General features: G+C 66.9%; 19 protein-coding genes and 1 pseudogene. 11 read left to right on the forward strand and 9 right to left on the reverse strand.

Going from position 1 to position 25,864, the window contains the following annotated elements; all coding sequences use genetic code 11:
* Window positions 1-99 precede the first annotated feature (99 nt).
* Window positions 100-1,119 (reverse strand): sugar phosphate isomerase/epimerase family protein, encoded by a 1,020-nt coding sequence (locus tag ABIB26_RS10400; protein ID WP_354242267.1) that lies wholly within the window; start codon window positions 1,117-1,119, stop codon window positions 100-102.
* Window positions 1,116-2,294, reverse strand: a complete 1,179-nt coding sequence (locus tag ABIB26_RS10405) for a Gfo/Idh/MocA family protein (RefSeq protein WP_354242270.1) — start codon at window positions 2,292-2,294, stop codon at window positions 1,116-1,118. The genes ABIB26_RS10400 and ABIB26_RS10405 overlap by 4 nt, the downstream gene beginning before the upstream one ends.
* Window positions 2,295-2,448: 154 nt before the next feature.
* Here ABIB26_RS10405 and ABIB26_RS10410 point away from each other — a divergent pair, with 154 nt between their 5' ends.
* Complete coding sequence (locus tag ABIB26_RS10410) at window positions 2,449-3,462, forward strand: LacI family DNA-binding transcriptional regulator (protein WP_354242273.1); 1,014 nt, start codon at window positions 2,449-2,451, stop codon at window positions 3,460-3,462.
* Between the two features lie 153 nt (window positions 3,463-3,615).
* Window positions 3,616-4,557, forward strand: coding sequence for a type IV toxin-antitoxin system AbiEi family antitoxin domain-containing protein (locus ABIB26_RS10415; RefSeq protein WP_354242276.1), 942 nt, complete (start codon window positions 3,616-3,618; stop codon window positions 4,555-4,557).
* 159 nt (window positions 4,558-4,716) lie between these two features.
* Here ABIB26_RS10415 and ABIB26_RS10420 read toward each other — a convergent pair whose 3' ends face one another.
* Window positions 4,717-5,412 carry a queuosine precursor transporter gene (locus tag ABIB26_RS10420; protein WP_354242278.1) on the reverse strand — a complete coding sequence of 232 codons (696 nt, stop codon included), beginning with the start codon at window positions 5,410-5,412 and terminating at the stop codon, window positions 4,717-4,719.
* A gap of 272 nt (window positions 5,413-5,684) precedes the next feature.
* Window positions 5,685-7,112 (reverse strand): MFS transporter, encoded by a 1,428-nt coding sequence (locus ABIB26_RS10425; RefSeq protein ID WP_354242281.1) that lies wholly within the window; start codon window positions 7,110-7,112, stop codon window positions 5,685-5,687.
* A gap of 258 nt (window positions 7,113-7,370) precedes the next feature.
* Between ABIB26_RS10425 and ABIB26_RS10430 the strand changes: the two genes are divergently transcribed.
* From ABIB26_RS10430 to ABIB26_RS10445, 4 genes and pseudogenes are all read left to right on the forward strand, one after another.
* Window positions 7,371-8,039: a response regulator transcription factor gene (locus ABIB26_RS10430; protein ID WP_354242284.1), complete on the forward strand. Its 669-nt coding sequence runs from the start codon at window positions 7,371-7,373 to the stop codon at window positions 8,037-8,039.
* Window positions 8,036-9,473: pseudogene (locus tag ABIB26_RS10435) on the forward strand (sensor histidine kinase). The gene ABIB26_RS10430 and the pseudogene ABIB26_RS10435 overlap by 4 nt, the downstream one beginning before the upstream one ends.
* A complete protein-coding gene (locus ABIB26_RS10440; protein WP_354242287.1) occupies window positions 9,466-10,488 on the forward strand; it encodes a TAXI family TRAP transporter solute-binding subunit in 1,023 nt (340 codons plus the stop codon). The pseudogene ABIB26_RS10435 and the gene ABIB26_RS10440 overlap by 8 nt, the downstream one beginning before the upstream one ends.
* Before the next feature lie 93 nt (window positions 10,489-10,581).
* Window positions 10,582-11,454 (forward strand): hydroxymethylpyrimidine/phosphomethylpyrimidine kinase, encoded by an 873-nt coding sequence (locus ABIB26_RS10445; RefSeq protein WP_354242290.1) that lies wholly within the window; start codon window positions 10,582-10,584, stop codon window positions 11,452-11,454.
* Between the two features lie 52 nt (window positions 11,455-11,506).
* Here ABIB26_RS10445 and ABIB26_RS10450 read toward each other — a convergent pair whose 3' ends face one another.
* From ABIB26_RS10450 to ABIB26_RS10460, 3 genes are all read right to left on the reverse strand, one after another.
* A complete protein-coding gene (locus ABIB26_RS10450; RefSeq protein WP_354242293.1) occupies window positions 11,507-12,772 on the reverse strand; it encodes a serpin family protein in 1,266 nt (421 codons plus the stop codon).
* Window positions 12,773-12,932: 160 nt separating this feature from the next.
* Window positions 12,933-14,681: a pyruvate dehydrogenase gene (locus tag ABIB26_RS10455; protein WP_354242296.1), complete on the reverse strand. Its 1,749-nt coding sequence runs from the start codon at window positions 14,679-14,681 to the stop codon at window positions 12,933-12,935.
* 214 nt (window positions 14,682-14,895) lie between these two features.
* Window positions 14,896-16,407, reverse strand: coding sequence for a helix-turn-helix domain-containing protein (locus ABIB26_RS10460; protein WP_354242298.1), 1,512 nt, complete (start codon window positions 16,405-16,407; stop codon window positions 14,896-14,898).
* A 141-nt stretch (window positions 16,408-16,548) separates the two neighbouring features.
* Here ABIB26_RS10460 and aceA point away from each other — a divergent pair, with 141 nt between their 5' ends.
* Both aceA and aceB read left to right on the forward strand, forming a co-directional pair.
* Window positions 16,549-17,880, forward strand: a complete 1,332-nt coding sequence (gene aceA / locus ABIB26_RS10465; protein WP_354242301.1) for an isocitrate lyase — start codon at window positions 16,549-16,551, stop codon at window positions 17,878-17,880.
* Window positions 17,881-18,105: 225 nt separating this feature from the next.
* The gene (aceB, locus tag ABIB26_RS10470; RefSeq protein WP_354242303.1) at window positions 18,106-19,770 is read left to right on the forward strand and encodes a malate synthase A; all 1,665 of its coding nucleotides are present in this window, start codon (window positions 18,106-18,108) and stop codon (window positions 19,768-19,770) included.
* Between the two features lie 121 nt (window positions 19,771-19,891).
* On the opposite strand, the gene ABIB26_RS10475 is transcribed toward aceB, so the two are convergent.
* Both ABIB26_RS10475 and ABIB26_RS10480 read right to left on the reverse strand, forming a co-directional pair.
* Complete coding sequence (locus tag ABIB26_RS10475) at window positions 19,892-21,085, reverse strand: MFS transporter (RefSeq protein ID WP_354242306.1); 1,194 nt, start codon at window positions 21,083-21,085, stop codon at window positions 19,892-19,894.
* 107 nt (window positions 21,086-21,192) lie between these two features.
* Window positions 21,193-22,404 (reverse strand): ROK family transcriptional regulator, encoded by a 1,212-nt coding sequence (locus ABIB26_RS10480; RefSeq protein WP_354242308.1) that lies wholly within the window; start codon window positions 22,402-22,404, stop codon window positions 21,193-21,195.
* A 202-nt stretch (window positions 22,405-22,606) separates the two neighbouring features.
* Between ABIB26_RS10480 and ABIB26_RS10485 the strand changes: the two genes are divergently transcribed.
* From ABIB26_RS10485 to ABIB26_RS10495, 3 genes are read left to right on the forward strand one after another with little or no spacing between them, the layout of a single operon-like run.
* Complete coding sequence (locus ABIB26_RS10485; RefSeq protein ID WP_354242311.1) at window positions 22,607-23,347, forward strand: sugar phosphate isomerase/epimerase family protein; 741 nt, start codon at window positions 22,607-22,609, stop codon at window positions 23,345-23,347.
* A complete protein-coding gene (locus tag ABIB26_RS10490; protein WP_354242314.1) occupies window positions 23,344-24,489 on the forward strand; it encodes a Gfo/Idh/MocA family protein in 1,146 nt (381 codons plus the stop codon). Before ABIB26_RS10485 ends, ABIB26_RS10490 begins: the two co-directional genes overlap by 4 nt.
* A 50-nt stretch (window positions 24,490-24,539) precedes the next feature.
* Window positions 24,540-25,862: an ABC transporter substrate-binding protein gene (locus ABIB26_RS10495; RefSeq protein WP_354242317.1), complete on the forward strand. Its 1,323-nt coding sequence runs from the start codon at window positions 24,540-24,542 to the stop codon at window positions 25,860-25,862.
* Window positions 25,863-25,864 lie beyond the last annotated feature (2 nt).

The following is a 25,864-nucleotide window of genomic DNA, read 5'->3' on the forward strand; positions in this document are numbered from 1 at the left end:
CGAAATCGCCGGGCCCGTGCCAGATCGCCGGGAGGTTCCGGCGAGCCCCGCAGCTTTCCGGCGACCTGGCGTTTTCCAGGCCGTCAGGCCGTCAGGCCCTCAGTTCGTCGGGTGCAGCGACGCCGAAAGGGCCGCGTCAGCGTCCCGCAGGACCTTGGCCGCCACCCGGAGGCCCTCGATCCGGCCCAGGGACACGTCCTCGTGCTCGATGTTGACGAGCATGTCCGGGTCCACCTCGTACAGGGCACGCAGGAACTCGGCCCAGTAGGCGGTGCCGTGCCCGCGCCCGAGCGCCACGAAGTCCCACGCGGAGTCCTTGGGCCATTCGTTGGCCCACTCGTCGCCCCCGAGGTTGGTGCGGTTCTCCTCCGGCGCCAGCCGGCGGAAGCTGTTGTCGAGGACACCGTAGAGCGCGGCGTTCCTGGTGTTGATGCGGACGTCCTTCGCGGCTGCCTGGAACACCAGCGGACCGAGTGCGCGGACCACCGCGACCGGATCCATCTGCTGCCAGAACAGGTGCGAGGCGTCGAGCTCGACGCCGACATGGGTCGCGCCGGTCAGCTCGATGAGCTTGTGGACGTCGGCGGTGTTAAACGCGATGTTCTGCGGGTGCAGCTCAAGGGCCACCTTCACGCCGTGGTCGGCGGCGAGGCGGTCGGTTTCCTTCCAGAAATCGGCCGCGACGCCCCACTGGTAGTCGAGCACGTCCAGGGCCGCCGAGTTCCAGGCGTTGACCACCCAGTTGACCGTGGTGGCCCCGGGCTCGCCGCCGGGCAGGCCGGACATGGTCACCACGCGGTCCTGTCCCAGCCGCTGCGCCAGCCGGATGGAGCGGCGGATGTCCTCGGCGTGCTTCTCGCCGATCTCACGCTTGGGGTGAAGCGGGTTGCCGTTGCAGTTCAGGCCCGCGATCGAGACGCCGGTGCCCTCGAAAATCGCGAGATAGTCGTCGCGGGCCGCATCGCTTTCGAGGATCTGGTCCATGGTGGGGACGTGGACGGCCGGCAGGAATCCGCCCGTGTTGATTTCGATGCCGGTGAGCCCCAGGTCGGCAATGACCTTAAGCGCCTCGGGAAGCGGCCGGTCGTGCAGGATTGCGTTGTAGACGCCGAGTTTCATAGCGTGATTTTCTTTCCGTTGTTGAGCGCGGATTCCGCGACGGCGCCGAGCAGCTCCATGTTGCGCACGCCGTCGTCGAACGTGGCGCAGCGGGGCAGGGAGGATTCCTCGCTGAGGCCGGCGACTTCCTCGAGGAACGCCCGGGACTGGTAGGCGAAAGCGTCGTTCTGGCCGAAGCCGACGCTTGGCGCGTCCATGGCCAGTCCGCCGGCGATGTAGGGGTGTCCGGGTCCGAGGATCACCTGGCGGTAGCCGTTCTCGTTGGCCGGGCCGTCGTTGAGGAACAGCTCGATCTCCGAGGGGCGGCGCTGGTCGAACCGGGCGGCGCCGTTCTCGCAGAAGACTTCGAAGATCAGGCTGTTGGCGTGGCCGGCCGCGACACGCGAGACCTCGAAGCCGCCGGCGCCGTTCTCGAATTCGGCAGAGAACACCGCGTAGTCGTCGTTCTCGACGGGCTCGAAGGTGTCGCTGACCGCGGCGTGGTCGTGGCCCATGACGGCCCCGAGCGGCAGCGGCCGCTTGTCGATGACGGTGCTGAGGCGCCCGCCGCTGATGGACTTGATGTCTCCGCAGAGGAATTCCGCGACGTACGTCAGGTGGCTTCCGACGTCGGCCAGCGCCCCGGAACCCGGGCTGCCCTTGTAGCGCCAGCTCATGGGGGCCGACGGGCTGAACCCGTAGTCGGTCCAGTAGCGGCCGCTGAAGTGCAGGACGTTGCCCAGGACGCCGGTGCGGATGAGGTCGCGGATGTAGGCGATGCCCGGCGTGCGGCGGAAAGTGAACCCGATGCGGGCGATCGAGCTCGCGTTGCGGGCCGCCTCCGCCATGGCGCGGGCGTCCTCGATTGAGTCGCTCAGCGGCTTTTCGCACAGCACGTGCTTGCCGGCGGCCAGCAGGCCCTCCACGACTTCGCGGTGGAGGGAGTTTGCGATCACGACGCTCACGACGTCGATGTCATCGGCCTCGGCGATCGCCTGCCACGAGGTGTCATTGCGCTCATAGCCAAAGCGCTTCGCGGCCAGGGAACCGAACTCGGCGTTCACATCGCCGATCGAGACCAGCCGGATGGGCGGAAGAACCGGGCTGTACAGCGCAGAGGCCGTCCGGTAAGCGGCGGCGTGCGCCTTTCCTGCCATACCTGCGCCGATTACGGCGACTCCCAGACTGTCAGCCATCGATTTCTCCTTTGAAATTCGGCCAGGCCAACGGCCCGGTCCTACAAAATTGGAGCGCTACAAAAACTGGCGCTGAACAAAAGCGTAGCCATGTGAATATGTCCTGTCAATGGTTGACCGGTTATCCTCTGATGAGACACGAAAGGCTCTGCAGATGACGCTGAACGGCTCCAGGACACGCCGCCCGACGATCTACGACGTCGCCAAGAGCGCCGGCGTCTCGCCGTCGCTGGTCTCGCTCGTGCTTCAAAACCCGTCAAAGGTCAGCGCGAAGCGCCGGGAGGCAGTCCGGGCAGCCATGGCAGAGCTGGGATACCGGCCCAGCCGTGCAGCGACGACGCTCGCCAGCAGCCAGACGAAAAGCATCGGCCTGGTCATTGACGACTTCCGGAATCTCTGGTTCGTGGACCTGCTCCGCGGCCTGGAATCCGCCCTCTCCCCGCACGGCTACCAGGTCACCCTCGCGGATTCCCGCCCGGGTGAGAACCGCATCACGGAAGCGACGGACGGCCTGCTGTCCATGCATGTGGAGGGCCTTGTCATCGCCGCCGAGCCCAGTGAGTCCATGATGGCCGGGACCTGGGTTCCCGCCGTCGTCGCGGGCTGGCGGGACGGGGTCCCTGCCGGGGCCGGCCTCATCACGAATGACGACGACGCGGGCGGCTGCATGGCCGCGGACCACCTGCTGGGGCTCGGCCACACCAGCATCGGACACCTTTCGGGCTCCGGAGGCGCCGCCTCCCACCGGCGCGAAGGCTTCCGAAACCGCATCCTGGAGGCCGGCGTCGAGGTCCGGATCGCCGGCGAGTCCCAGGGGACGTCCGAGGAGGACGGTTACGCGGCCGCCTGCTGGATTCTGGACCACCACGCCGATACAACAGCCCTCTTCGCGGCCAACGACGCCATGGCCCTGGGTGCACTCGGCGCGGCCAAGGCTCGCGGTCTGTCCGTCCCGACCGACCTCTCCGTGATCGGCTACGACAACTCCCAGCTGGCCAAGTCGCGGTACCTGGACCTCTCGTCCGTGGACAACCGCAGCGACATTGTCGGCGCCGATGTCGCAAACACCTTGCTGGCGCGGATCCAGGATCCCACCCTCGAGCCTGAGCGCAAGCTGATCGAACCGGCCCTCATCGTCCGCGGCACCACGGCCCGCAGGTCCGGCTGACCGAAACCGCCCTGGCCTGCGCCGAAATCGCCGGACGCGTGCCTGGTCGCCGTACGGTTTCGGCGACCTCGGCAGCTTTCCGGCGATCCCGCGTTTTCCACATAGCGACGGCGGAGCCTCCCGCATGCTCCCACGGCGGCGGAAGCTGGGTGCATGCCGCAAAACCGCTCGCTGGAGCTGCCGCCCACGGGCAACCTCTGGCGCACTGAACAACTGCTCGACCTCGGCTACGGCTCTCGGGCCATCCGCTCGCTCCTGGACTCCGGTACCTTGATCCGGCTGCGTCACGGCTGCTACCTCCGCGCCAGCCTCTGGAATGCCCAGTCCCCCGCCGTCCGCAGCAGGCAGCTCATCTACGCGCACGCCCATGGAACACGCACGACGTCGACCGGCAGCTTCCTCTACAGCCACACGTCCGCAGCGCGGCTGCATCGGCTCTATCTGTGGGACGTGGATGGCGCCATCCATCTCCTCCAGAAGGTGCGCCCGTCGAACGAGCGCCACGGCAAGGACGTCCGCTGCCACACACGTCCCTTCGCCGAACAGGACATCACCGTAGTGAACGGCCTTCGGACGACTTCTCTGGAGCGCACCACTGCCGACTGCGCCATGATGCTGCACTACAGGCAGGCGTTGATCCTCACAGACCATGCGCTTCGTCTGGGTGCGGACCCGGCAGTCCTGCAGACGATGGCGGATGCGCTGGATGGCCGCCGGGGGATCCGCACGTTCCGCCGCGTCCTCGCCACGGCCGATCCCCGGTCCGAATCTCCCGGCGAGACCCTGACCCGCGAGCTGATCCTGCGGCTTCGGATCAGGCGCCCCGAGCCGCAGCTGGAAGTATCAAGCCGCGCCGGGCGCCACAGGCTGGACTTTGCCTGGAAAGAGGAGAAGGTCGCCCTCGAGTTCGACGGTAAGACCAAGTACTTCGACTACAGGTCCACGGCGGAGGTGCTCTTCGAGGAACGGCGCCGGGAGAAGGCCCTGGTTGAAGAGGGGTGGCGGTTCGTCCGGATTGAGTGGAAGCACCTCTTCCGGGAGCAGGAATTCAAGAGCCGGCCGCTCCGTGCGTTAGCCGACCGCCCCGGACCCTGAGCCGCCAAGTCGTCGGAGTCGCCGGAAAGTCGCGGATTCGCCGTGACCATACGGCGACCCCCGCTGGTGACCGGCGAATTGGGCCGGGCGGGCGGGGCGGGCGGGGGGGCGGTGGGGGCGGGGCGGGGCGGCGTCGGAGTCGGCCGTGGGGGAAGCCGGCTACGCCCCGTAGCTCGGTTCGCGCTTCTTGATCCAGCCGATCGCGGCCGCGGTCACCGGGACGAAGAGGAACTCCACGAGGGTCTTGTACAGGAAGCCCACGACGACGTAGTTGACGAAGGTGCCGGCGTCGGTAATTCCGATCACGGATGCGGCGATGCTGCAGAAAATCAGGGTGTCCACGAACTCGCCGGCCACCGAGGATCCCATGAGCCGGGCCCACAGGGTCTTCTCGCCCGTGCGTGCCTTCAACCTCACGAGGATCCAGGAGTTGATGGTCTGGCCGGCCAGGAACGCCAGCAGCGAGGCGAGCACGATCTGCGGGACCGGGCCCAGCGCACCTTCCAGGGCGGCCTGCTTGGAGGCCCCGAACTCGTCGTCGAAGCCGGGCAGGGCAATGATGATCCAGTAGCAGAGCGATGCGAACACGGACAGCGCGAACGCCGTGACGATGGCCTTGCGCGCCACCCTGAAGCCGTAGACCTCGCTGATGACGTCGCCCAGGATGTAGGCCAGCGGGAAGAGGAAGAAGCCGCCGTCGGTGATGATCGGGCCGATCGCCACGCCCTTGGACGCCCCGATGTTGGACAGGATCAGCACCACGGCCATGAAGGCCAGCATGATGCCGAAGTACGGGGAGCCGATCGAGGCGAACTTTGGCGGCGCTGAAGCCGGGAATGTCTGGGCGGAGGTCATGGGGTTCCATTCATAGTGGTTCGCTCGGCGGCCAAGGCGCCGCCCTGGGAAGGACCACACTCGGCGGCCGGCTGTATTAGCACTGGTCGGCCCCCGCGAACAGACCGCCGGGAACCGCCCTCCATTCTCTCACTCGGAGGAACACCGGCGGCCCGGCGCATCACCGGCAGCAACACCCGGCCCTAACGACGACGGCGGGCCGCCGGCTCCCGGAACCAAAGTCCAGTAGCCGGCAACCCGCCGTCGTACGCTCCGCCGAACGGACCGCGGATCTAGCGGCGCGAGGCGTCGACGAGATCCTTGTCGTCGTCCTTGGGGCCAGTAACAGCCGTGCCCCCATCAACAGCAGCGGCCTCCCAGGCGTGGCCCTGTTCGTGGTCCAGGTGCGTGGACTTCTTGTTCTTCAGCGCGAAGATGTAGACCACCAGCGAGATAGCGATGGCCACGGTGACGTAGGTGAAGAACAGGTCCACCTGGCCGGCCTTCTGCAGCGCAGCGCCAATCAGCGGAACCGTGCCGCCGAAGAGCGAGTTGGCAATGGCGTAACCCAGGCCCACGCCGAGGGCGCGGATCGATGCCGGGAACAGTTCGGCCTTCACGAGCGCGTTGATGGAGGTGTAGCCGCCCACGATCAGCAGGCCACCCATCATGAGCAGGAACGCCGTGAACGGGTCCTTGGTCCCGGACAGGGCGGACAGCAGGGGCCAGGTGAACAGCACACCGGTGATGCCGAACCAGAGCAGGAGGGGCTTGCGCCCGACCTTGTCGGAGATGATGCCGTAGACCGGCTGGAGCAGCATGAAGATGAACAGCGCCCAGAAGTTGATCACCGAGGTGTCGGTCTTGGCGATGCCGGAGGTATCGTTCATGAACTTCAGGATGAAGTTGGTGTAGGTGTAGAACGCGACGGTGCCGCCGAGGGTGACGCCGATGCAGATCAGCAGCGGCTTCCAGTACTGGGTGAACAGCAGCTTCATGGTGCCCGGCTGGGCAACGCCGGCGACGGCGGGAATCTTGGCTGCCGCGACTTGCTCCGCGGACACTGTTTCTTCCATCGAGCGCCGCAGCCACAGGACCACGAGCGCGGCCACGCCGCCGATCGCGAACGGGATGCGCCAGCCCCATTCGGTCAGGGTGGATTTGTCCATGGTGTTCTGCAGGATGACGAGGACCAGCAGCGCCAGCATCTGGCCGCCGATCAGCGTGACGTACTGGAAGCTGGAGAAGAAGCCGCGGCGCTTGGAGGTGGCGGCCTCGGACATGTAGGTGGCGCTGGTGCCGTACTCGCCGCCGACGGAGAAGCCCTGGACCAGCCGCACAAAGATCAGCAGGATCAGCGCCCAGACGCCGATCTGCTGCGTCGTCGGCAGCAAGGCGATGGCGAACGAACCGGCGGACATCATCGTCACGCTGAGCGTCAGCGCGGCCTTGCGTCCCTTGCGGTCGGCGTAGCGGCCGAAGAACCAGGCGCCGACCGGCCGCATCAGGAACGACGTCGAGAAGACGGCCATAGCCTCGAGGCCCGCCTGGAGCTCGTCCTTGGAGTTGAAGAAGTGCGACTGGAAATATGCCGCGAAGACTGTGTAGACGTAGAGGTCGTACCACTCCACGAGGTTGCCGGCAGATCCCTTGAGGATGTTGCTGACGGCCTTGCGGGTCTGCGCTGCCTCAGTCTGGGGCATGGCTTGCTGGGTGCTCATCGCTGAACCTTCCTGGGCTGCGGCAGCACGGGTTCCAGGCCTACTTTCTTGCTGTCCATGGCAACATTGCCCATGGTTCCTCCTCGACGTTGACGGTCCCCCTCACACGCCGAGGGCCACATCCAAACTATGCGTGATCCACGGCACATCCAACGTGGGAGGGCATTTCCTAACACTTCCTTAGGTTTCGCCGGGAGAATGGGTAATCTCCAAATCGGGCAGATTGCAGGTGCCCACTCAGCGAAAAGGGACCAAGCCATGGAGTTGCTCATCGTCGAGGACGACGACGCCATGGCGTCTGCCCTCGCCGCCGCCGTCGTGACCGCGGGGCACAACGCCACCAGGGTTGCCCGCGGGGCTGACGCCCTGCTGGTCCACCGGAAGTTCGAGGTGATCCTGCTGGACCTGGGGCTGCCGGACATTGACGGCCTTGACGTACTGCGGAAGCTCCGCCAAGTCACACCCGTTCCGATCCTCATCCTCACCGCCCGCGACGACGAGCGCAGCGTGGTGCTTGGCCTGCGGTCCGGAGCGGACGACTACCTCGTCAAGCCGGTGAAACTCGTTGAGCTGCTTGCCCGCATCGAAGCCGTCACCAGGCGTGCAGGCCGTCACAGCGGCACGCGGCAGCGGAGCGTCGTGCTGGGGGAACTTGAGATCGACCTTGAGCGGCGGGTGGCGGCCCTCCGATCTCAGGTGCTGCCCTTGACGGCCACCGAGTTCGACCTGCTCTCGCTTTTGGCCAGTCATGCTGGTTCGGTGGTGACCCGCGAACAGATCCTGGACGCGCTGTGGGGGGATGCTTTCATCGCCTCCTCCCGGGCCCTTGACGTGCACCTGACGGGGCTGCGGGCAAAGCTCCAATTGCCAGGCTTCATCATCAACGTCCGCGGTGTCGGCTACCGGATCGAGGCGGACCCGGCGTGAAACTCCGTGTTCTCGGCATCCTGAGTGTGCTGGCCGTTCTCATGGTCATCATCGTCTCCAACGCCATCCTGACGTCCGCCGGCCGGGAACTGACCCAGGAACTCCAGATCAACCGCGTTGCTTCGCTCAACCGGCTCGCGCAGGTGGCGTTCGACGCTGCGACGGCCGGAGAATCCACACAACTGCAGACGGAGATGGACAGATACTCGGAGTTGTACGGGGAGGGAATCCTGATCCGCCTCCAGCAGGGCACCCTGCGTTCCGGCGGCCTGAGCGAGGACAGGGCAGACGTCCGCGATGCAGTGGCCAGGGCGAACCTGAACCTCAGCGACACCACCCTCACCCCGCTGCAGCCGTTCGGAACCGGTTCCGAGGTGATCTCCCGCTCCTTCGGCAGCGCCAGCCAGGTCCTTGGCGAGACAGTCCTCGAGGTCAACCTGGATGCGGCCCGGCAGAAACTGCGGGAACGGTGGCTCGTGGTCGGGTTGGCGGCCGCGGCCCTGGCTGCGGTGCTCCTCCTGGGCGCTGCCCGCGTAACCCGGTGGGTGCTGCGCCCGGTGCATCGCCTGAATTCGGCGGTCACGGAGCTTGAGGCAACAGGCCGGACTGGTCAGCTTCCGGAGGACGGGCCGCCGGAACTGCGGGAACTGAGCCGTTCGTTCACCACCATGGCGCGGACCGTCAGCGACAGCATCGATTCCCAACGGCAACTGATAGCGGACACATCGCACGAGCTGCGCAATCCCGTCGGCGCATTGCGGCTGAGGTTCGATTTGCTGCAGCTGGAACTGCAGACCGCCCGGGAACACGACGCGGCAGCCGCGGTGCTGGCCGAACTCGAACGTGTGGAAGAGATCCTGGACGGAGTATTGAGGTTGGCGGCAGCTGAGCACCGGGCGTTTGAAGACTCTGCCAGGGGTCCGCTGGGCATCCCTTCGCGCGGTGTGCAGGCTCCCCTTGACCCCTACCCGATCCTGCAGGAAGAAGCCGAACGGGCAGGGCCTGCCGCCCGGCGCAGCGGAGCATCGATCCTGCTGGAAAACCCGCCCGAACCGGCCGTGCACATCGCCTGCAACGCCGCGGAACTGGCCCAGATGGTGGGAGAACTCATCAACAACGCCATCAAATACGCCGCTGGTGCCCACATCTCGGTTGCTGCCCGCGTGCGCCACGGGCACGGTGGCCATCGAAGTGTCCGACGATGGTCCCGGGCTTTCCGCGGAGGAACGGACAGCGGCCACAAGCCGGTTCTGGCGGTCCCCCCGGCACCGGGAGATCCGCGGCAACGGCCTGGGCATGACCATTGTGGACAAGCTGGCGGGGGCCAACGGTGGCCGGCTGCTGCTCGCGGATGCCTCGCCGCATGGCCTGATCGCGCGCATCGAGTTTCCACCTGCCGTGGCTGTTCACGGGCAGGCGGCTCCGCATGCCTGACGTGATCGGAGCGCGAGCCCTTCCCCCGCGGCGGAAAGTCCTCCAAGCCGGCCTGGCCGCCGGGTTGTCCGGCCTGCTTCTGCCGGTCCTTGGCGCATGCACGCCCGCGGACCGTCCGGGCGCTGTCACCGTCGCCGGCGGTGAGCCCGGAGGCTTCTATCTGGAGTTCGCCACCCTGCTGGCGGAGTCCCTCCAGCGACATGGTGTGGCCGGCCAGGCCACGGCGCTGACCACTGGCGGCAGCCTGGACAATCTCGAATATCTGCTGACCGGCAAAGCGACCTTCGCCGTCGCGCTGGCAGACTCGGCGTCCCAGCGCGCAGGAGCGGGACGCCCGCCCGCCGTCGACCTTTCCGCCGTCGGAAAGGTGTATGAAAACTACGTCCACTGCGTCATCCGGAAGAACAGCGGCATCCGGGACATTGCCGGGCTTGCCGGCAGGACCGTGGCTGTCGGCGAGCCTGGCTCGGGGACGTCGCTGACCACCCCCCGCCTGATCGAGGCTGCCGGGCTCAGCTCCACTGCTTCCGGTACGGGCCCCGCTGCCGCGACCGAAAAGGCTGTTACAGTGCTGAACCTCGGGCTCAACGAGGGCCTCGCGGCTCTGCAGGATGAATCAGTGGACGCGCTGTTCTGGTCCGGCGGCGTGCCTACCGCGGCAATTGCCGCCGCGCACCACGACGTCGGGCTGGGATTCCTCGATCTCTCCCCGCTGCTGCCGGCGTTGCGCGCCAAGTACGGCGTTTTCTACGACCGGGTGCTGATCCCGGAAGGTGCCTACGAGGGCATTCCGGCCGTCTGGACGGTGGGCGTGGCGAATCTGCTCCTGTGCCGGAACGACCTGGATGACCGAACAGTGAAGCGGACTGTCGCACTGTTGGTGGGACACGCCGAGGAACTCATCCCGCGCTCCAGCCTGGGGGTCCAGTTCCTGAGCCCGGAATCACTCATCAACACCGCGGGTTTACGCCTGCATCCCGCGGCCGCTGCTGCTTACAGGGAACTGCACGGGTGAGGAACAGGTCAATGACTCGATGCACATATCCGCAGACGTCATATTGGTCATGGCAACATGCGCGCGGTTTTCCGGGAATGGCAGGATGGGACCATGACTTCCACCGCCTTTGACTCCGCCGCCCTGGCGGCCTCCGATGCCACGGCCGCTCCCGCCGTCGCCCTGACCATCGCCGGTTCCGAGGCGACCGGCGGCGCCGGCGCGCAGGCTGATCTGAAGACCTTCCAGGAGCTCGGCGTCTTCGGCATAGCGAACCTGACCTGCATCGTTTCCTTCGATCCGCAGGACAACTGGAATCACCGTTTCGTGCCGATCGGCCAGCAGGTCATCGCCGATCAACTGGAGGCGACGACGGCGGCCTACGGTGCCGCGTCCGGCGCGCCATCGGTGCTGGACACCGTGAAGATCGGGATGCTGGGCAGCCCGGCGACGATTTCGACGGTTGCCGCGGCGCTGGCGGCGGGCGGGTTTGCCAACGTGGTCCTGGATCCGGTGCTGATCTGCAAGGGCCAGGAGCCGGGCCACGCCCTGGACACCGATCAGGCACTCAAGGCGCAGATCCTGCCGCTGGCGACCTTTGTCACGCCGAACCACTTCGAGGCCGAGTCACTCTCCGGGCTGGAAATCACCGACCTTGAATCCCTCAAGGCTGCCGCCGTCCGGATCCACGAGCTCAGCGGCGCCGCGGTGCTCGCCAAGGGCGGCGTGCGCCTGGCCGGGCCCGACGCCGTCGACGTCTACTACGACGGCGTGACGCTTGAGGTCCTGTCCGCCCCGAAGGTGGGCGAAGTGGCGGTCTCCGGTGCCGGTTGCTCGCTGGCCGCGGCGGTGACGGCCGAGCTTGCCAAGGGCGCGACCCCGCTGGAGGCTGCCCGTACTGCCAAGGTGTTTGTCACCGCCGGGATCCGCAACCGGGTGGCCTCGGGCGCACCGTTCGACGCGCTCTGGCAGGGCGGCCCGCGCTAAACCGAGGGCGCACCACTCCCGCATGCCCTGCGGCGCGGTCTCCCTTCAGATCCTACGGCGAGCGGGGGTCGGCCACCGTCCCCATGAAGAGGGGCAGCCCGCTCTCGACGTGGACAATCTCGTACTGGAACGGCCGGTCGAAGCGGATAACCTTCAGCAGCTGGGCCACTCCGCTTACGGCCTCTGCGTTGATCTGGGTCACCGCGGCGGCAACTGTGCCCTTCTCCGCCATGGTGATGTTCGCTGCCTGCGCCGCCTGTTTGATCACCATGCCCTGCTGGATGGCATTAAAGTCGGACTCCGTTTGGAGCATTTCCTGCAGTCCCAGGGCGGCAAACACCTTGCGCAGATCAAAGCTGCTCTTCTGATCCCACCTCGGCAAGTAGATCTGCATCGTCGTCGGCACGGCCGCCCCAAGGGCGACGGCAGCGTCGGCGAGGCCTTGCGCTCCGGGCCCGGGAGTCCCGGAATCCGGCAGCACCAGCCGCATCACAAAACCCTCGGCGTAGGGCACTTCCACGGCTTGCCAGCCTGCCCCGTGGGCATAGGCAACGTCCTGAACCGTCGCCATCGTGGGAACGGATACCTGCTGACCGTCCGGGGTCGTGAACGGCAGATCGGAGGTGTCGGCGGGGTCGAAGGGAACGTTCCAGGCCGAGGCGAAGTACACCGCATTGAGAAGGCTGAAGGTGTTCTCAGGGTCGTACTGCGCAGGAGCTTTCTTGATCCGGCCTCCCGTGTTGCGGTCCACCCAGGCGTCGATGGCCGGCTTCGTCACACCCTCGTCACGAAAGTCCACCGGGTACACGCCCGTCCCGTAATGCCGCGCGAGAATGTCCAGGTAGCCTTCACCAGTGGGCACGCCCTGGTCCACGAACAGGCCATTAGCGGTATGCATGACAGGCTTGCGCGGGGGATTCTTTTCGTCGACCGAGGCGGGGTCGCCGTCGAACTCTTCCAGGGACGCGAGCAGCGCGTTCAGGGACTCGTCGCGATTTTCCGCAGGGAGCCCCAGCGCCCGGTCCATCTCTGTGGCTGTTCCCCCGGAGGCGCCCGCGCGGAGCATGGCCAACGCGATCAGCAGGCTGCCCGGTGACGAAATGACATTTCCGTTGCCATCCTGACCGCCGTCTGCCAGGAGCGCGGCGCCAAGCTTCCGCGTTGATGCCCGGAGCAGAGCCAACTCGTCCGCATAGGCGCACCGTTCCACCGAGGCCCGCTGCACGCCGTCGGCCTTCAGCAACGCCGGCGGCGACGTCGAGCATGCCGTCAGCATTACGGCGGCGGCGGCCGCCACTGCCACAAGCTTTCGTTTCATTGCCGCCCCTTGGGAAAGCCGATCGGCCAGCCGGTCAGGCGGGTCCTCAGCCATTCGGAGTGGCGGGATTCCGCCTACTTACAGTCAACCAGCCGAAGAGTTGCGCGACGATAGCAGCAAGGTCACGGTTTTCCGTCATTTCCCGACCCCAGGGCGGGGCTCACCGCCGCGGGATATTCCGCAGATTGCTCCGCGCCATGCTCACCGCCTCGCCGGCACCCCGGTTGAGCACAACCTTGGACATCGCGGTCGCGAAACCCAGGATCTGGGAGCCCTTGATTTTCGGCGGGATGGAAAGCGCGTTGGGATCCGTGATCAGTTCCACCAGCGACGGGCCAGGATGCGCGAAGGCCTCCCGGTATGCCTCCTCGATCCGGGACGGGTCAGTCACGCGGACGGCGTGGAACCCCAGGGCCCGGGCCACCGCGGCATAGTTGGCGTCGGGCACGTCCACGCCGAAATCGGGGAGCCCGTCCACCAGCATTTCCAGCTTCACCATGCCCAGCGTTGAGTTGTTGAACACCACAACATTCACAGGCAGCCGGTGCGCGGCGACGGTGATCAGCTCCCCCAGCAGCATCGACAGGCCGCCGTCGCCCGACACCGAAATGACCTGCCGGCCGGGATACGCCAGCTGGGCGCCGATGGCGTGGGGCAGTGCGTTGGCCATGGACCCGTGCAGGTACGACCCGATCAATCTGCGGGTGCCGAGCGGGTTGATGTATCGCGCGGTCCAGACGTTGCACATGCCGGTGTCGGCGGTGAAGATTGCGTCCGTCGCTGCAACCTGGTCGAGCAGTGAGGCGGCGTACTCGGGGTGGATCGGCTCGGTCTTTTCGACTTTTCGGGTGTAAGCGCCCACGGCCTTGTTCATCAGCCTGTCGTGCTTCTTGAGCATCGCACCGAGGAAGCGGCGGCTCTTCTTCGCCTGGAGCAAGGGCATCAGCGCAGCGAGCGTGGCGAGGACATCGCCATGAACGGCGATGTCGACATCCGTCCGCCGGCCCAGGTTCTGCGCGGCACGGTCCACTTGGACGGTCCGGGTTGCGGGGAGGAACTGGTCGTAGGGAAAGTCAGTTCCCAGCAGAATCAGCAGATCCGCATCCTCAATCCCTTCAGCCGCGGCACCGTAACCCAACAGGCCCGTCATGCCGATGTCATAGGGATTCTGGTACTGCATGAAATCTTTGCCTCGCAGAGAGTGCCCGATCGGCGCCTTGATCAGCTCGGCCAGGGCAATGACCTCGTCGTGGGCGCCCTGCACCCCGGCCCCGGCAAAGATGGCGACCTTGCCGGCCGCATTGATGGCATCGGCCAACCGCCGGACGCTCTCCGGTGCCGGGGTGAGGGTGGCTGGGACGAACGCGGCGGGAAGAGGGGTTTCAGCCGCTGCCTCCAGCCCGGCGATGTCACCCGGCAGGGTGACGACGGCGACTCCGCGGAGCGCGACGGCGTGCTGGATGGCGCTGTGCATCACCCGCGGAGCCTGTTCGGCCGTGCTGATCAGTTCGGAGTACACCGAGCATTCGGTGAAGAGCCGGTCCGGGTGCGTCTCCTGGAAGAAGCTGCTGCCGATCTGTTTGCTCGGAATGTGCGAGGCGATGGCCAGCACCGGCGCCCCGGAGCGGTTGGCATCGTAGAGCCCGTTGATCAGGTGCAGGTTCCCGGGTCCGCACGAGCCTGCGCACACCGCGAGGCGGCCGGTCAGCTGTGCTTCCGCCGAGGCCGCGAAGGCTGCCGCCTCCTCGTGCCGCACATGGATCCAGTCAATGCCGCCCTTGGCAGCGCCGCCGATCTTCCGGACGGCGTCGACAATGGGGTTCAGGCTGTCCCCGACTATGCCGTAGATCCGCTGCACGCCGGCAGCCTGAAGTTGTTCAACGAGCTGGGTGGCAAGTTCCTTGGCCATGGCTGGGCGCTCCCGCAATCGAATCCAGTAGCTGACACGGCCAATATAGTCCGCCCAGCTTCCGGCCGCGCCCGGAAACGCTCCCTCACCTTCCACGCCCATAGCCCCGATGCTCCCTCACTTTCCACGCCCTTGCGCCCATACGCTCCCTCAGATCAGGTGAGGGAGCGTCCCGAGGAAATCTGCAAGATCTGAGGGAGCGTCGGGTTAGTGGTCAGCTGCCGGAGTGGGCCTGGAGGAAGCTGTACACCTCGGTCTCGTCCACGCCGGGGAACGCGCCGGGCGGCATCGCGGCGAGCAGGTGCGAATGCGCCCGCGCCGAAGGCCAGGCATTACCGGCCCACTCCGAGGCCAGAGCCGCCGGCGGCCGCTTGCAGCAGTTCTCGTCCGGGCAGGTCGACTTGGACCGCTCCGTGGTGTCACGCCCCCTGAACCACTTCACCTGGGCGTACGGCACCCCCACGGACAGGGAGAACTCCCCGTTAGCGGAGCGTTCCGTCCGGGCCGTGCACCAGTACGTCCCGGCCGGCGTATCCGTGTACTGGTTGTACGCGCTGAACTTGTCGGCGACATCGAACACCACCCGGCTGGTCCAGTTCCGGCACGAAAACTGGCCCTCGATGGCGCCGGTGTGGTCCTGCGGAAACGTCACGCCGTCGTTCTCGTAGGCCTTGTAGATGATGCCGCTCTGGTGCGTCTTCTGGAAGTGCGTGCGGATGTCCAGGTGCTGGGTGGCAAGGTTGGTGAAACGGTGCGCGGCGGTCTCGTAGGACACGGCGAAGGCGTCCCGGATGTCCTCGACGGCGATTTCCTTGGCCTGCTTGGCCCTCTGCAGGAATTCCACGGTGGCCTGCTCCGGCAGCATCAGCGCCGCGGCGAAGTAGTTCGTGGCCACCCGCTGCATCAGGAAATCGCCGTAGTTGTGGGGGGTCTGGTGGCCCAGGACGTAGTGCCCCAGCGCCTGCAGCAGCACCGAACGGGGGTCGTGTTCGCTGCGGACATTCTGGGTCAGATAAATCCGGTGGTTCTTAAGATCGGTCACCGAACGGGTGGAATGCGGCAGGTCGCCCACGTGGTGGAGGCTGAAACCGAGGTGCCCGGCGATGTCCGCGATGACGTGATGGGACAGCGGGCCGCTGGTGTGCCCCACGGAGGCGAGGACCTTCTGCGCCTCGGCCTCATACTCCGGGAAGTAGTTGTTACGCTCGCGCATCATGGCACGCAGTTCCCCGTTCGCGCGGCGGGCCTCTTCCGGCGTCGCGACCTGCTCGTTTAAGCGCCGCTCCAGCTCATGCTGCAGGCCCACCATCGACTCCAGCACATCCATCGGCAGCCGCGAGCTGATGCGGATCTTGGGCAGTTTGAGGGACTCGTAGATCGCGCTGCGCTGGTAGCGTTCGAGCTCGATCTCCAGGGCCGCGCGGCGGTTGGGCGGCTCCGCGCCGAGCAGCTCATTGATGCTGACCCCGAGGGCGGCCGCGAGCTGCTGGAGCAGACCGAGCTTGGGCTCGCGCTTGCCGTTTTCGATCAGGCTCAGCTGGCTCGGGGCAGTGCCGACGGCGGCACTCAGGTCATCGAGGGTGAGGCCTGCCGCCTTGCGCAGGTGGCGGACGCGCCGGCCCATGCTGATGACATCCACCTCCGGCGCTGCGGGGGCGGAGGGTGAAGTGGCTTGTCGGTTCCAGCTGCTTGAGTGCATTTCTTGAGAATACGCGAAGAAGTGCATTTCTTTCCATAGTTTTGATCTAGTAACCCTCTTGAAAGTGCAGAAAAGTAGATCTCACGGAAAGATTCACTATCCGGGAACAAGCAGCCAGGATCTGCAGAGACGCAGACTGGCCGGCCCCGGGCAACCAAGGAGACAACAATGACTGCAGCATTTGAGCCCACCCAGCAGACGCCCGAAGAGCAGGCCGCCGCCCTGGAGCTCGAGTGGGCTGCCAACCCGCGCTGGGAAGGTGTCACCCGGGATTACAAGGCCTCCGACGTCGTCCGCCTCCGCGGCCGCGTCTCCGAAGAACACACGCTGGCCCGCCGCGGCTCCGAGAAGCTGTGGAAGCAGCTCACCGAGGAGCACCAGGAAGGCACGTACACCAACGCCCTCGGCGCCCTGACCGGCAACCAGGCCGTGCAGCAGGTCAAGGCCGGGCTCCGCGCCATCTATCTCTCCGGCTGGCAGGTCGCAGCCGATGCCAACAACTCCGGCCACACCTACCCGGACCAGTCGCTCTACCCGGCCAACTCGGTGCCGACGGTGGTCCGCAGGATCAACAACGCCCTGCTCCGCGCCGACCAGATCGAGTTCTCCGAAGGCATCCAGACGGTCGAGGACTGGATGGTCCCGATCGTGGCCGACGCCGAGGCCGGCTTCGGCGGCCCGCTGAACGCCTACGAGCTGATGAAGTCCATGATCCAGGCCGGCGCCTCGGGCGTGCACTGGGAAGACCAGCTCGCCTCGGAAAAGAAGTGCGGCCACCTCGGCGGCAAGGTCCTGATCCCCAGCCAGCAGCACGTCCGCACCCTGAACGCCGCCCGCCTGGCAGCCGACGTGGCCGGCACCCCCTCGGTCATCATCGCCCGCACCGACGCCGAGGCGGCCACCCTGATCACCTCCGACGTCGACCCGCGGGACCAGGAGTTCATCCTCCGCGAAGGCGGCCAGCCGGTCCGCACCGCCGAAGGCTTCTACAAGGTCCGCAACGGGATCGAACCGTGCATCGCCCGCGCCAAGGCCTACGCCCCGTACTCGGACCTCATCTGGATGGAGACGGGAACCCCGGACCTGGAGCTGGCCCGCAAGTTCGCCGAATCCGTCAAGGCCGAGTTCCCGGACCAGATGCTCTCCTACAACTGCTCGCCGTCGTTCAACTGGCGCAAGCACCTGGACGACGCCACCATCGCGAAATTCCAGCGTGAACTCGGCGCCATGGGCTTCACCTTCCAGTTCATCACCCTGGCCGGCTTCCACGCCCTCAACTACTCGATGTTCGACCTCGCCCACGGTTACGCCCGGGACGGCATGAGCGCCTACGTCGAGCTGCAGGAGAAGGAATTCGCCTCCGAGTCCCGCGGTTACACCGCGACCAAGCACCAGCGCGAAGTCGGTACCGGCTACTTCGACCAGATCGCTACCGCGCTCAACCCGAACGCATCCACCTTGGCCCTCGTGGGATCCACCGAAGAAGGCCAGTTCCACTAGAAACTTCCCGTTCGACGGCGGCGCTTGCGTCCGCCGGCGGACCGGACGATCCTCTGCCTGCTATTCCCCACGCCCGCCCCATGACCTCGTAGAACTCGGTCGGGGGCGGGCACAGGGCCCCTTTTACGCAGGCTGCCGGATGCCCGGACCGCCGTCTTGTGCCTGAGTCACCGCAGTGCCGCTACCCGCCGTCGAACTCCCCTTTTCGTCTTTAAGGAGACCGAAATGAACAGCTTCACTGACAACTTCACTATCAACGGGGTTACGTTGACCGCGCAGCCGATTTGCCGGCAGCGCGAGGTGCTTACTCCGGACGCGCTGGCCTTTGTTGCCACGTTGCACCGGGCCACGGCGGGCCGGCGGCTGGAACTGCTGCAGGCCCGGCAGGAGCGCCGCAACCTGATCTCCAAGGGCCAGGACCCGCGTTTCCTGCGCGGGACCGAGTCCGTCCGCAACGATCCCAACTGGCGGGTCGCTCCCCCGGCCCCGGGCCTGGCGGACCGCCGCGTGGAAATCACCGGTCCGGTGGATAAGAAGATGACCATCAACGCGCTGAATTCCGGCGCCAAGGTGTGGCTTGCGGACATGGAGGACTCCTCCACCCCGTCCTGGCGCAACGTGATCCAGGGCCAGCTGAACCTCACGGATGCGCTGGAACGCCGGATCGACTTCACTTCCCCGGAGGGCAAGGAGTACAGGCTGCGCCCCGCCGAGGACCTGCCGACGATCGTGGTCCGGCCGCGCGGCTGGCACCTGCCGGAAAAGCACATGCTCATCGACGGCGTGCCGATTGCCGGCGGGATCGTGGACTTCGGGCTGTACTTCTTCCACAACGCCCGCCGCCTGATGGCCCAGGGCAAGGGCCCGTACTTCTACCTGCCGAAGATCGAAAACCACCTCGAGGCCCGGCTCTGGAACGACATCTTCGTCCAGGCGCAGGATCTGCTGGGCATCCCGCAAGGCACCATCCGCGCCACGGTGCTGATCGAGACCATCACGGCCGCGTTCGAAATGGAGGAGATCCTCTTCGAGCTCAAAGACCACGCCGCGGGCCTGAACGCCGGCCGCTGGGACTACATCTTCTCGCTGATCAAGAACTTCCGCACCCGCGGGCCCCGGTTCGTGCTTCCGGACCGCGGCCAGGTCACCATGACCCAGCCGTTCATGCGCGCCTACACCGAACAGCTCGTGCGGGCCTGCCACAAGCGCGGCGCCATGGCGATCGGCGGGATGGCCGCGGCCGTCCCGAACCGCAAGGACCCGGAAGCCAACGCGAGCGCCTTCGAGAAGGTCCGCGCGGACAAGACCCGCGAGGCCGCCGACGGCTTCGACGGCTCCTGGGTGGCGCACCCGGACCTCGTTCCGGTGTGCCGCGAGGTGTTCGACGGCGTCCTCGGCGAGCGCCCGAACCAGCTGGACCGCCTCCGCGAGGACGTCACTCCCGACGACCGCGCATTGCTCGATATCGCCGCCACCACCGGTACCATCACCGAGCAGGGCATCCGGAACAACATCGAAGTGGGGATCCGCTACATCGAGTCCTGGCTGCGCGGTAACGGCGCCGTCGCCATCCACAACCTGATGGAGGATGCCGCCACCGCGGAGATCTCCCGCTCGCAGCTGTGGCAGTGGATCTTCGCCCGGGCCATCACGGACACCGGCGAGGTCATCACCCGCGAGTGGGTGGAGGACATGCTGGACGAGGAGTTCTCGAAACTGGAACGCTTCGAAGGGGACCGCTTTGCCGACGCGCGGGACATCTTCGAGGAAGTCACGCTCAGCACCGAGTTCCCGGCCTTCCTGACGCTGCCGGCCTACGACCGCTTCCTGCATGAAGCGCGCGACGGCGGCGACGTCACCACCGGGGACCCGGCCCTCGTCGCGGCCTAGGAAGACCCACCACGTCAGCAACAAGGGCGCCGAACGGACATTTGAGGCCCGCGTCTCGCAAACGCGGGCCTCAAGTGTCCGTTCGCGCCGGGGTCAGTGCAAATCGCGTCGGAGCGGCGAGTCAGTTGACCTTGGGGACGTGGCGCAGGGACGACGCCGTGCCGAGGATGAAGACTCCCACCGAGCCGAGCACCATCAGCAGCGGGCCGGCCCAGGAGCCCGAGACGCCGTGCACGTAGCCCAGCAGGGTCGGCGCCAGGGCTCCGAAGCAGTAGCCGGCGCCCTGCACGACGGCGGACATCCGCCCCGCCGAGGCCTGGTCCCGGGCCAGCCGGATGATGGCGATGAAGATCAGGGTGATGCCGCCGCCCTGGGCCACCCCGCCGAACGAGGACCACAGCCACCACAGCTCCGGGGCCAGCAGCAAGCCCACGGGCACCGTCAGCCACAACAGCCCCAAGGCGAGGCCGACCGTCGTCGTACTGGCAAAGCGGGCCGCTAACGGAACGCCTAGGCTGCCCGCGATGGCGAGGATCTGGAACAGTGATGACCCCGCACCAGCGGCGGCCGGCGCCATGCCGAGTTCGTCGGCGAGCAGGCTCGGCAGCCAGGCGGTCACGCCGTAGTAGGAAAAGGCCTGCCCGGCGAACCCGGCGGTCAGGCCGACGGTGATCCAGCGCGACGCCGGTTTGCGGGCCGCCCGTGCCGGGTCGGAAGCGGGGGCGGCCTCGGGGATGAAGGCCCGGCCGCCGAAGGCCAACGCCCAGACCACGGCCGCCGCCAACGCGAAGACGCCGCACGCGGCGATGGCCGGGCGCCAGCCCAGCAGTTCGGCCAGCGGCGCGGTCACCACGGAGGTTAGAAAGGAGCCGACGTTGAAGGCTGCGGTGTAGATGCCCATGGCTGCGCCCTGCCGGGCCGGGGAAAAGTCCCGCCGGACGATCAGCGGGACAGCGATGTTTCCCACCGTGATGGCGATGCCGAGGATCACCGTACCCAGCATGACGAGGCCGCCACCGCCCGCGGACCGCACCATCACGCCCAGCAGCACGCCCAGGAGGGTCAGGGTGATGGCGACTTCGGCGCCGAGTTTGCGGCCGGCGAGGGAGGCCAGCGGCGCGGCGAGGGCGAAGCAGAGCACCGGGATGCCGGTGAGGAACCCCAGTTCGACCGGTGTGAAGCCGAGCTCCCGCTGCATCAGACCGACCACCGGCGCCACGGCCACGAACGGGCCGCGCATGTTCAGGGCAATGAGTCCGATCGCGGCCAGCAGGATCCAGCCGCGCGGCACCCGGGAGAGAATATTCGCCGTCATGGGTACCGCGGCCCGGCCAGCGGGCAGAAATATGCTTTCATCAGTCCCATTGCTATCACGCACCCGCGACGGGCGCCGCGAATATGACTCCCACGCAAATTACGGGCTCAGCCTGTGGCCTGCAGCGTCGCCTCGATCACTGCCGGCGAAAGCACGTACTGGGTGACCATCTGGCTGGCGCCCAGGATCGCGGCCTGGTCCCCCGCCATGGACAGGCCGATCCGTAGGTGCGTCGTGGCCAGCGGAAGCGAGCGCCGGTAGACCACCTCGCGGACCCCTGCCATCAGGTGTTCCCCGGCCTGGCCCAGGCTTCCGCCGATCACGATCGTGGAGGGGTTGAGCAGGTTCACCACCGTCGTCAGCACGTCGCCGAGATCCCGGCCGGCCTGACGCAGGGCCTGGATCGCCTGCAAATTGCCCTCGGCCACGAGCCGCAGCACGTCGCCCCCGTTCTCCGCATTGAGGCCCCGCTCGGTCAGTGAGTGCGCGACGGCGGGACCGGAGGCCAGTGCCTCGAGGCAGCCGTAGTTGCCGCAGCGGCAGAGCACATCGTCGCCGCGCGGAACCCGGACGTGGCCGAGGTCGCCGGCGGTGCCATTGGCGCCGCGCTGTAGCTGGCCGCTGCTGATGATGCCCGCGCCGATGCCGGTGGCCACCTTGATGAAGAGGAAGTTCTCGTGCTCGGGCCAATATGCGGTCCGTTCACCCAGGGCCATGATGTTCACGTCGTTGTCCACCAGCACCGGGACCGGCAGCGAGCGCTGGACGTGCCGGACGACGTCGAACCCGTCCCAGCCGGGCATGATCGGCGGCTTCACCGGCGTGCCGGTGGCGTGCTCCACCGGCCCGGGGAGCCCGATCCCGATGCCCGCCAGGTCCGCCTTGCCGCGCCGGGCCTGGCTGAGCAGCTTGATCCCTTCCGCCACCACGCGGTCCAGCACGGCTTCCGGTCCGGCGGCCACGTCCTGCGCCAGCCGGTATTCGGCGAGTACTTTTCCGCTCAGGTCCGTCACGGCGAGGATGACGTGGGTGGCGCCCACATCCACGGCCAGGACCACACGGGCGGCCGGGTTGAAGGCGAAGCGCGACGGCGGCCGCCCACCGCTGGAGCTCGCCTCACCGGCGGGGCCGACAAGCCCCGAGAGCATTAGCGCATCGATGCGGGAGGCGACGGTGGAGCGCGCCAGCCCGGTGGTCAGGGCCAGCTCGGCGCGGGTCCGGGCCTTGCCGTCGCGGAGGAGCTGGAACAGGTCCCCGGCACGGGACAGACTGCCGGCGGACTCGGTGGCGGCGGGTTCAGGGCCGGTGGGCGTGCTCATGAGTAAGTGATAGCACGAAGTTCTTATGCGTGTCACGCTTCAGAAAGATTTAACCAACTTTTCAACTTTTGCTTGACGCTCGACAAAAGCCCCTCTAGCTTTGGGTGTGAGCCAGCCCACCCACAGGCATGAACCTGGGAATGACAAGTTCATCCAAAGGGAGCCGCGGTTGCAGCTCGCACCCCAACGACGAGGAGAGACAGTGTCATACTCGATCCAGCTCTACACGGTCCGTAAGGCTCTTGAAGAGGATCTCGCTGGAACTATCCAGCGCCTGGCAGAAATCGGCTTCACCAAGATTGAGCCGTACCGTTTCGTCGCCAAAGCCGCTGAACTGAAGCAGGCCATGGCAGAGAACAACCTCACCGCACCGTCCGGCCATGCTCCCCTGCTGAGTGACGATCAGGACGCCATCTTCACCGCCGCCCAGCAGCTGGGGATCGGCACCGTCATTGACCCGCATGTGCCCGTCGAGCGCTGGAACACGATCGAAGACATCAAGGAAACCGCGGGGCAGCTCAACGCCGCGGCCGCCAAGGGAGCCGGCTACGGCGTCCGGGTGGGCTACCACAACCACTGGTGGGAAGTTGAGTCCGTCATCGACGGCAAGACCGCCCTCGAGCACCTCGCCGACCACCTTAACCCCGAGGTCGTGCTGGAACTCGACACTTACTGGGCGGCGGTCGGAGGCCAGAACCCGGCCGAACTGCTCGCCCGCCTCGGCGACCGGGTGAAGTTCATCCACATCAAGGATGGCCCGCTCAGCTCGGACCCCGCCAGCCAGCTGGCAGTCGGCGACGGCAAGATGCCCATCTGGGACGTGCTGGACGCCGCCCGCTCCCTCGAAGCCGGAGTGATCGAGCTCGACGATTTCCAGGGCGACATGTTCGACGCCGTGCGGGACAGCTACAACTACCTGAGCGCAGGGAAGGTCTCAGCATGAGCCACCCAGCAGCAGGGACCCAGGCGGCCCCGCTGGGTTCCGGCCCGGTCGGCATCGGCATCATCGGCGCGGGCGTCATCAGCAAGCAGTACCTTGACAACCTCACCAGCTTCCCGGACGTCCGCGTCGTCGCGATCGGAGACCTCTTCGAGGAGGTGGCCGCGGCCCGCGCCGCGGAGTACGGGATCGCCCACCACGGCGGCGTCGGCGCCGTGCTGGGGAACCCCGACGTCGAGATCGTCATCAACCTGACCATCCCCGCAGCCCATGTTGAGGTGGCCACCCAGGCGGTCAACGCCGGGAAGCATGTCTGGAGCGAGAAGCCCTTCTCCCTGGACCGGGAAAGCGGACTCGGCCTGCTCAAGGCAGCCGACGCCGCCGGCGCCCGGCTCGGCTGCGCACCGGACACCTTCCTGGGTGCCGGCCTGCAGACGGCCCGCCGGATGATCGAGCGCGGCGACATCGGCACCCCGCTGACGGCCCTGACACTGATGCAGTCCCCCGGCCCGGAATCCTGGCACCCGAACCCCGCGTTCCTTTTCCAGGACGGCGCCGGCCCGCTGTTCGACATCGGCCCGTACTACCTCACCACCCTGGTCCAGACCTTCGGCAGCGTCCGCCGGGTGGCGGCCTTCGGCTCGAAGTCCCGCGAGACCCGCATCATCGGTTCCGGGCCCAAGGCCGGCGAAGAGTTCGCCGTCACCGTCCCCACGCATGTCAGCTCCATCCTGGAGTTTGTAGGCGGCGAATCGGCCCAGAGCATCTTCAGCTTCGACTCACCGTTCAAGCGCGCCGGATTCGTGGAGATCACGGGCTCCGACGCCACGATCGCCCTGCCGGACCCGAACATGTTCGACGGGGACATCCGGATCTGCCCGCGCGGCTCCGACGACTGGACCACCGTCCCGTCCGTGGGCTCCACCGCAAGCCGCGGCGCCGGCGTACTGGAAATGGCACGCGCCATCCGCGCAGGCCGGCCGCACCGGGCCCAGGGCGAGCTGGCGTTCCACATCCTCGACACCATGGCCTCCATTTCCGAGTCCATCGACACCCGCGCCTTCGTGGATGTCGAAAGTTCCGCCACCAAGGTCCCGGCGCTGCCCGAGGACTGGGATCCCACGGCGGCCACCCTGTCCGCCTAGCTTCACCCCCACCAAAGCCCCAGCTCGACGACGAGAAACCCGGAGCAACCATGAAGAACCCCTTGAAAGTCCTCTCGGCAGTAGCCGCCACGGCGGCCATGGCCCTGGGCCTCAGCGCCTGCGGCGGCGGCGGCCAGGCCTCCAGCACCGACACCATCACGTACTGGGCCTCGAACCAGGGCAACAGCCTCGAGGACACCGCGGCAAAGCTCAAGCCCAGCCTGGACCGCTTCACCGAGAAGACCGGCGTGAAGGTCAAGCTTGAGGTGATTGGCTGGAACGATCTGTACAACCGCATCCTGACCGCCGTCACGAGCGGCGACGGCCCCGACGTGCTGAACATCGGCAACACCTGGGCCGTGACCCTGCAGGAGACCGGGGCGTTCGAGCCGGTGGAGGGTGCCCTGCTCGACGCCGTCGGCGGCAAGGACCGGTTCCTGAAGACCAGCTGGTCCACGGGCGGCGCCGACGGCAAGACCCCGACGTCGGTCCCGCTCTACGGACTGGCCTACAACATGTACTACAGTCCGACGATGTTCAAGGCCGCCGGCATCGAGAAGCCGCCGGTCACGTGGGATGAGTTCGTCGCGGATGCGAAAAAACTCACCAAGGACACTAACGGCGACGGCAAGCCGGACCAGTGGGGCTTCACGGCGGCCGGCGCCTCGGTCTCCGCAAACTCGCACCAGGCTTTCGTCCGCGGACTCCAGAACGGCGGCTCGCTCTTCGACAAGGACGGCAAGCCGACCTTCGACAGCGCCGCCCAGGTCAAGGGAGTCAAGCAGTGGATCGACCTGATGGCCACCGACAAGGTGATGTCGCCGTCGGACGCTGAAATCTCGGACGGCGCGCAGAAGGTCGAAAACCTGATCAACGGCAAGGCTGCCATGCTGTTCGACCAGAGTCCGGTCAAGACCTTCGAGGCCCGCGGCTTCACGGACTGGGCCGTTGCCCCGGTCCCGATGATGGCCGCCGGCGCGAGCGGCCCCGAGGGAACGCAGAGCCACGTCGCCGGCATCAACCTGAGCGTGTTCAAGAACAGCAAGAACAAGGAAAACGCGATCAAGCTGGCCGGCTGGCTCACCAACGACGCCGAACAGGCCGCCCTGAACAAGGCCTACCGCTCGCTGCCCGTGGTTTCCGGCGCTTCCTCGGACGCGGCGTTCCAGACTGAAGAGGTCAAGCTCAAGAACGACGCCCTGGCCAACCACGCGCTGCCGATGCCGCTGATCGCCAACGAGGGTCAGATGGAAACCCTCACGGGTACGGCCATCAAGAACCTTTACGCCAAGGCGGCCACCGGAACAGTCTCCGAAGCCGATGTCCAGGCGGCCCTCAAGGACGCCAACAACCAGATGGCTGCGGCCCAGTAACG

Source organism: Arthrobacter sp. UYEF20, assembly GCF_040546335.1.
In the GTDB taxonomy this organism is placed as follows: domain Bacteria; phylum Actinomycetota; class Actinomycetes; order Actinomycetales; family Micrococcaceae; genus Arthrobacter.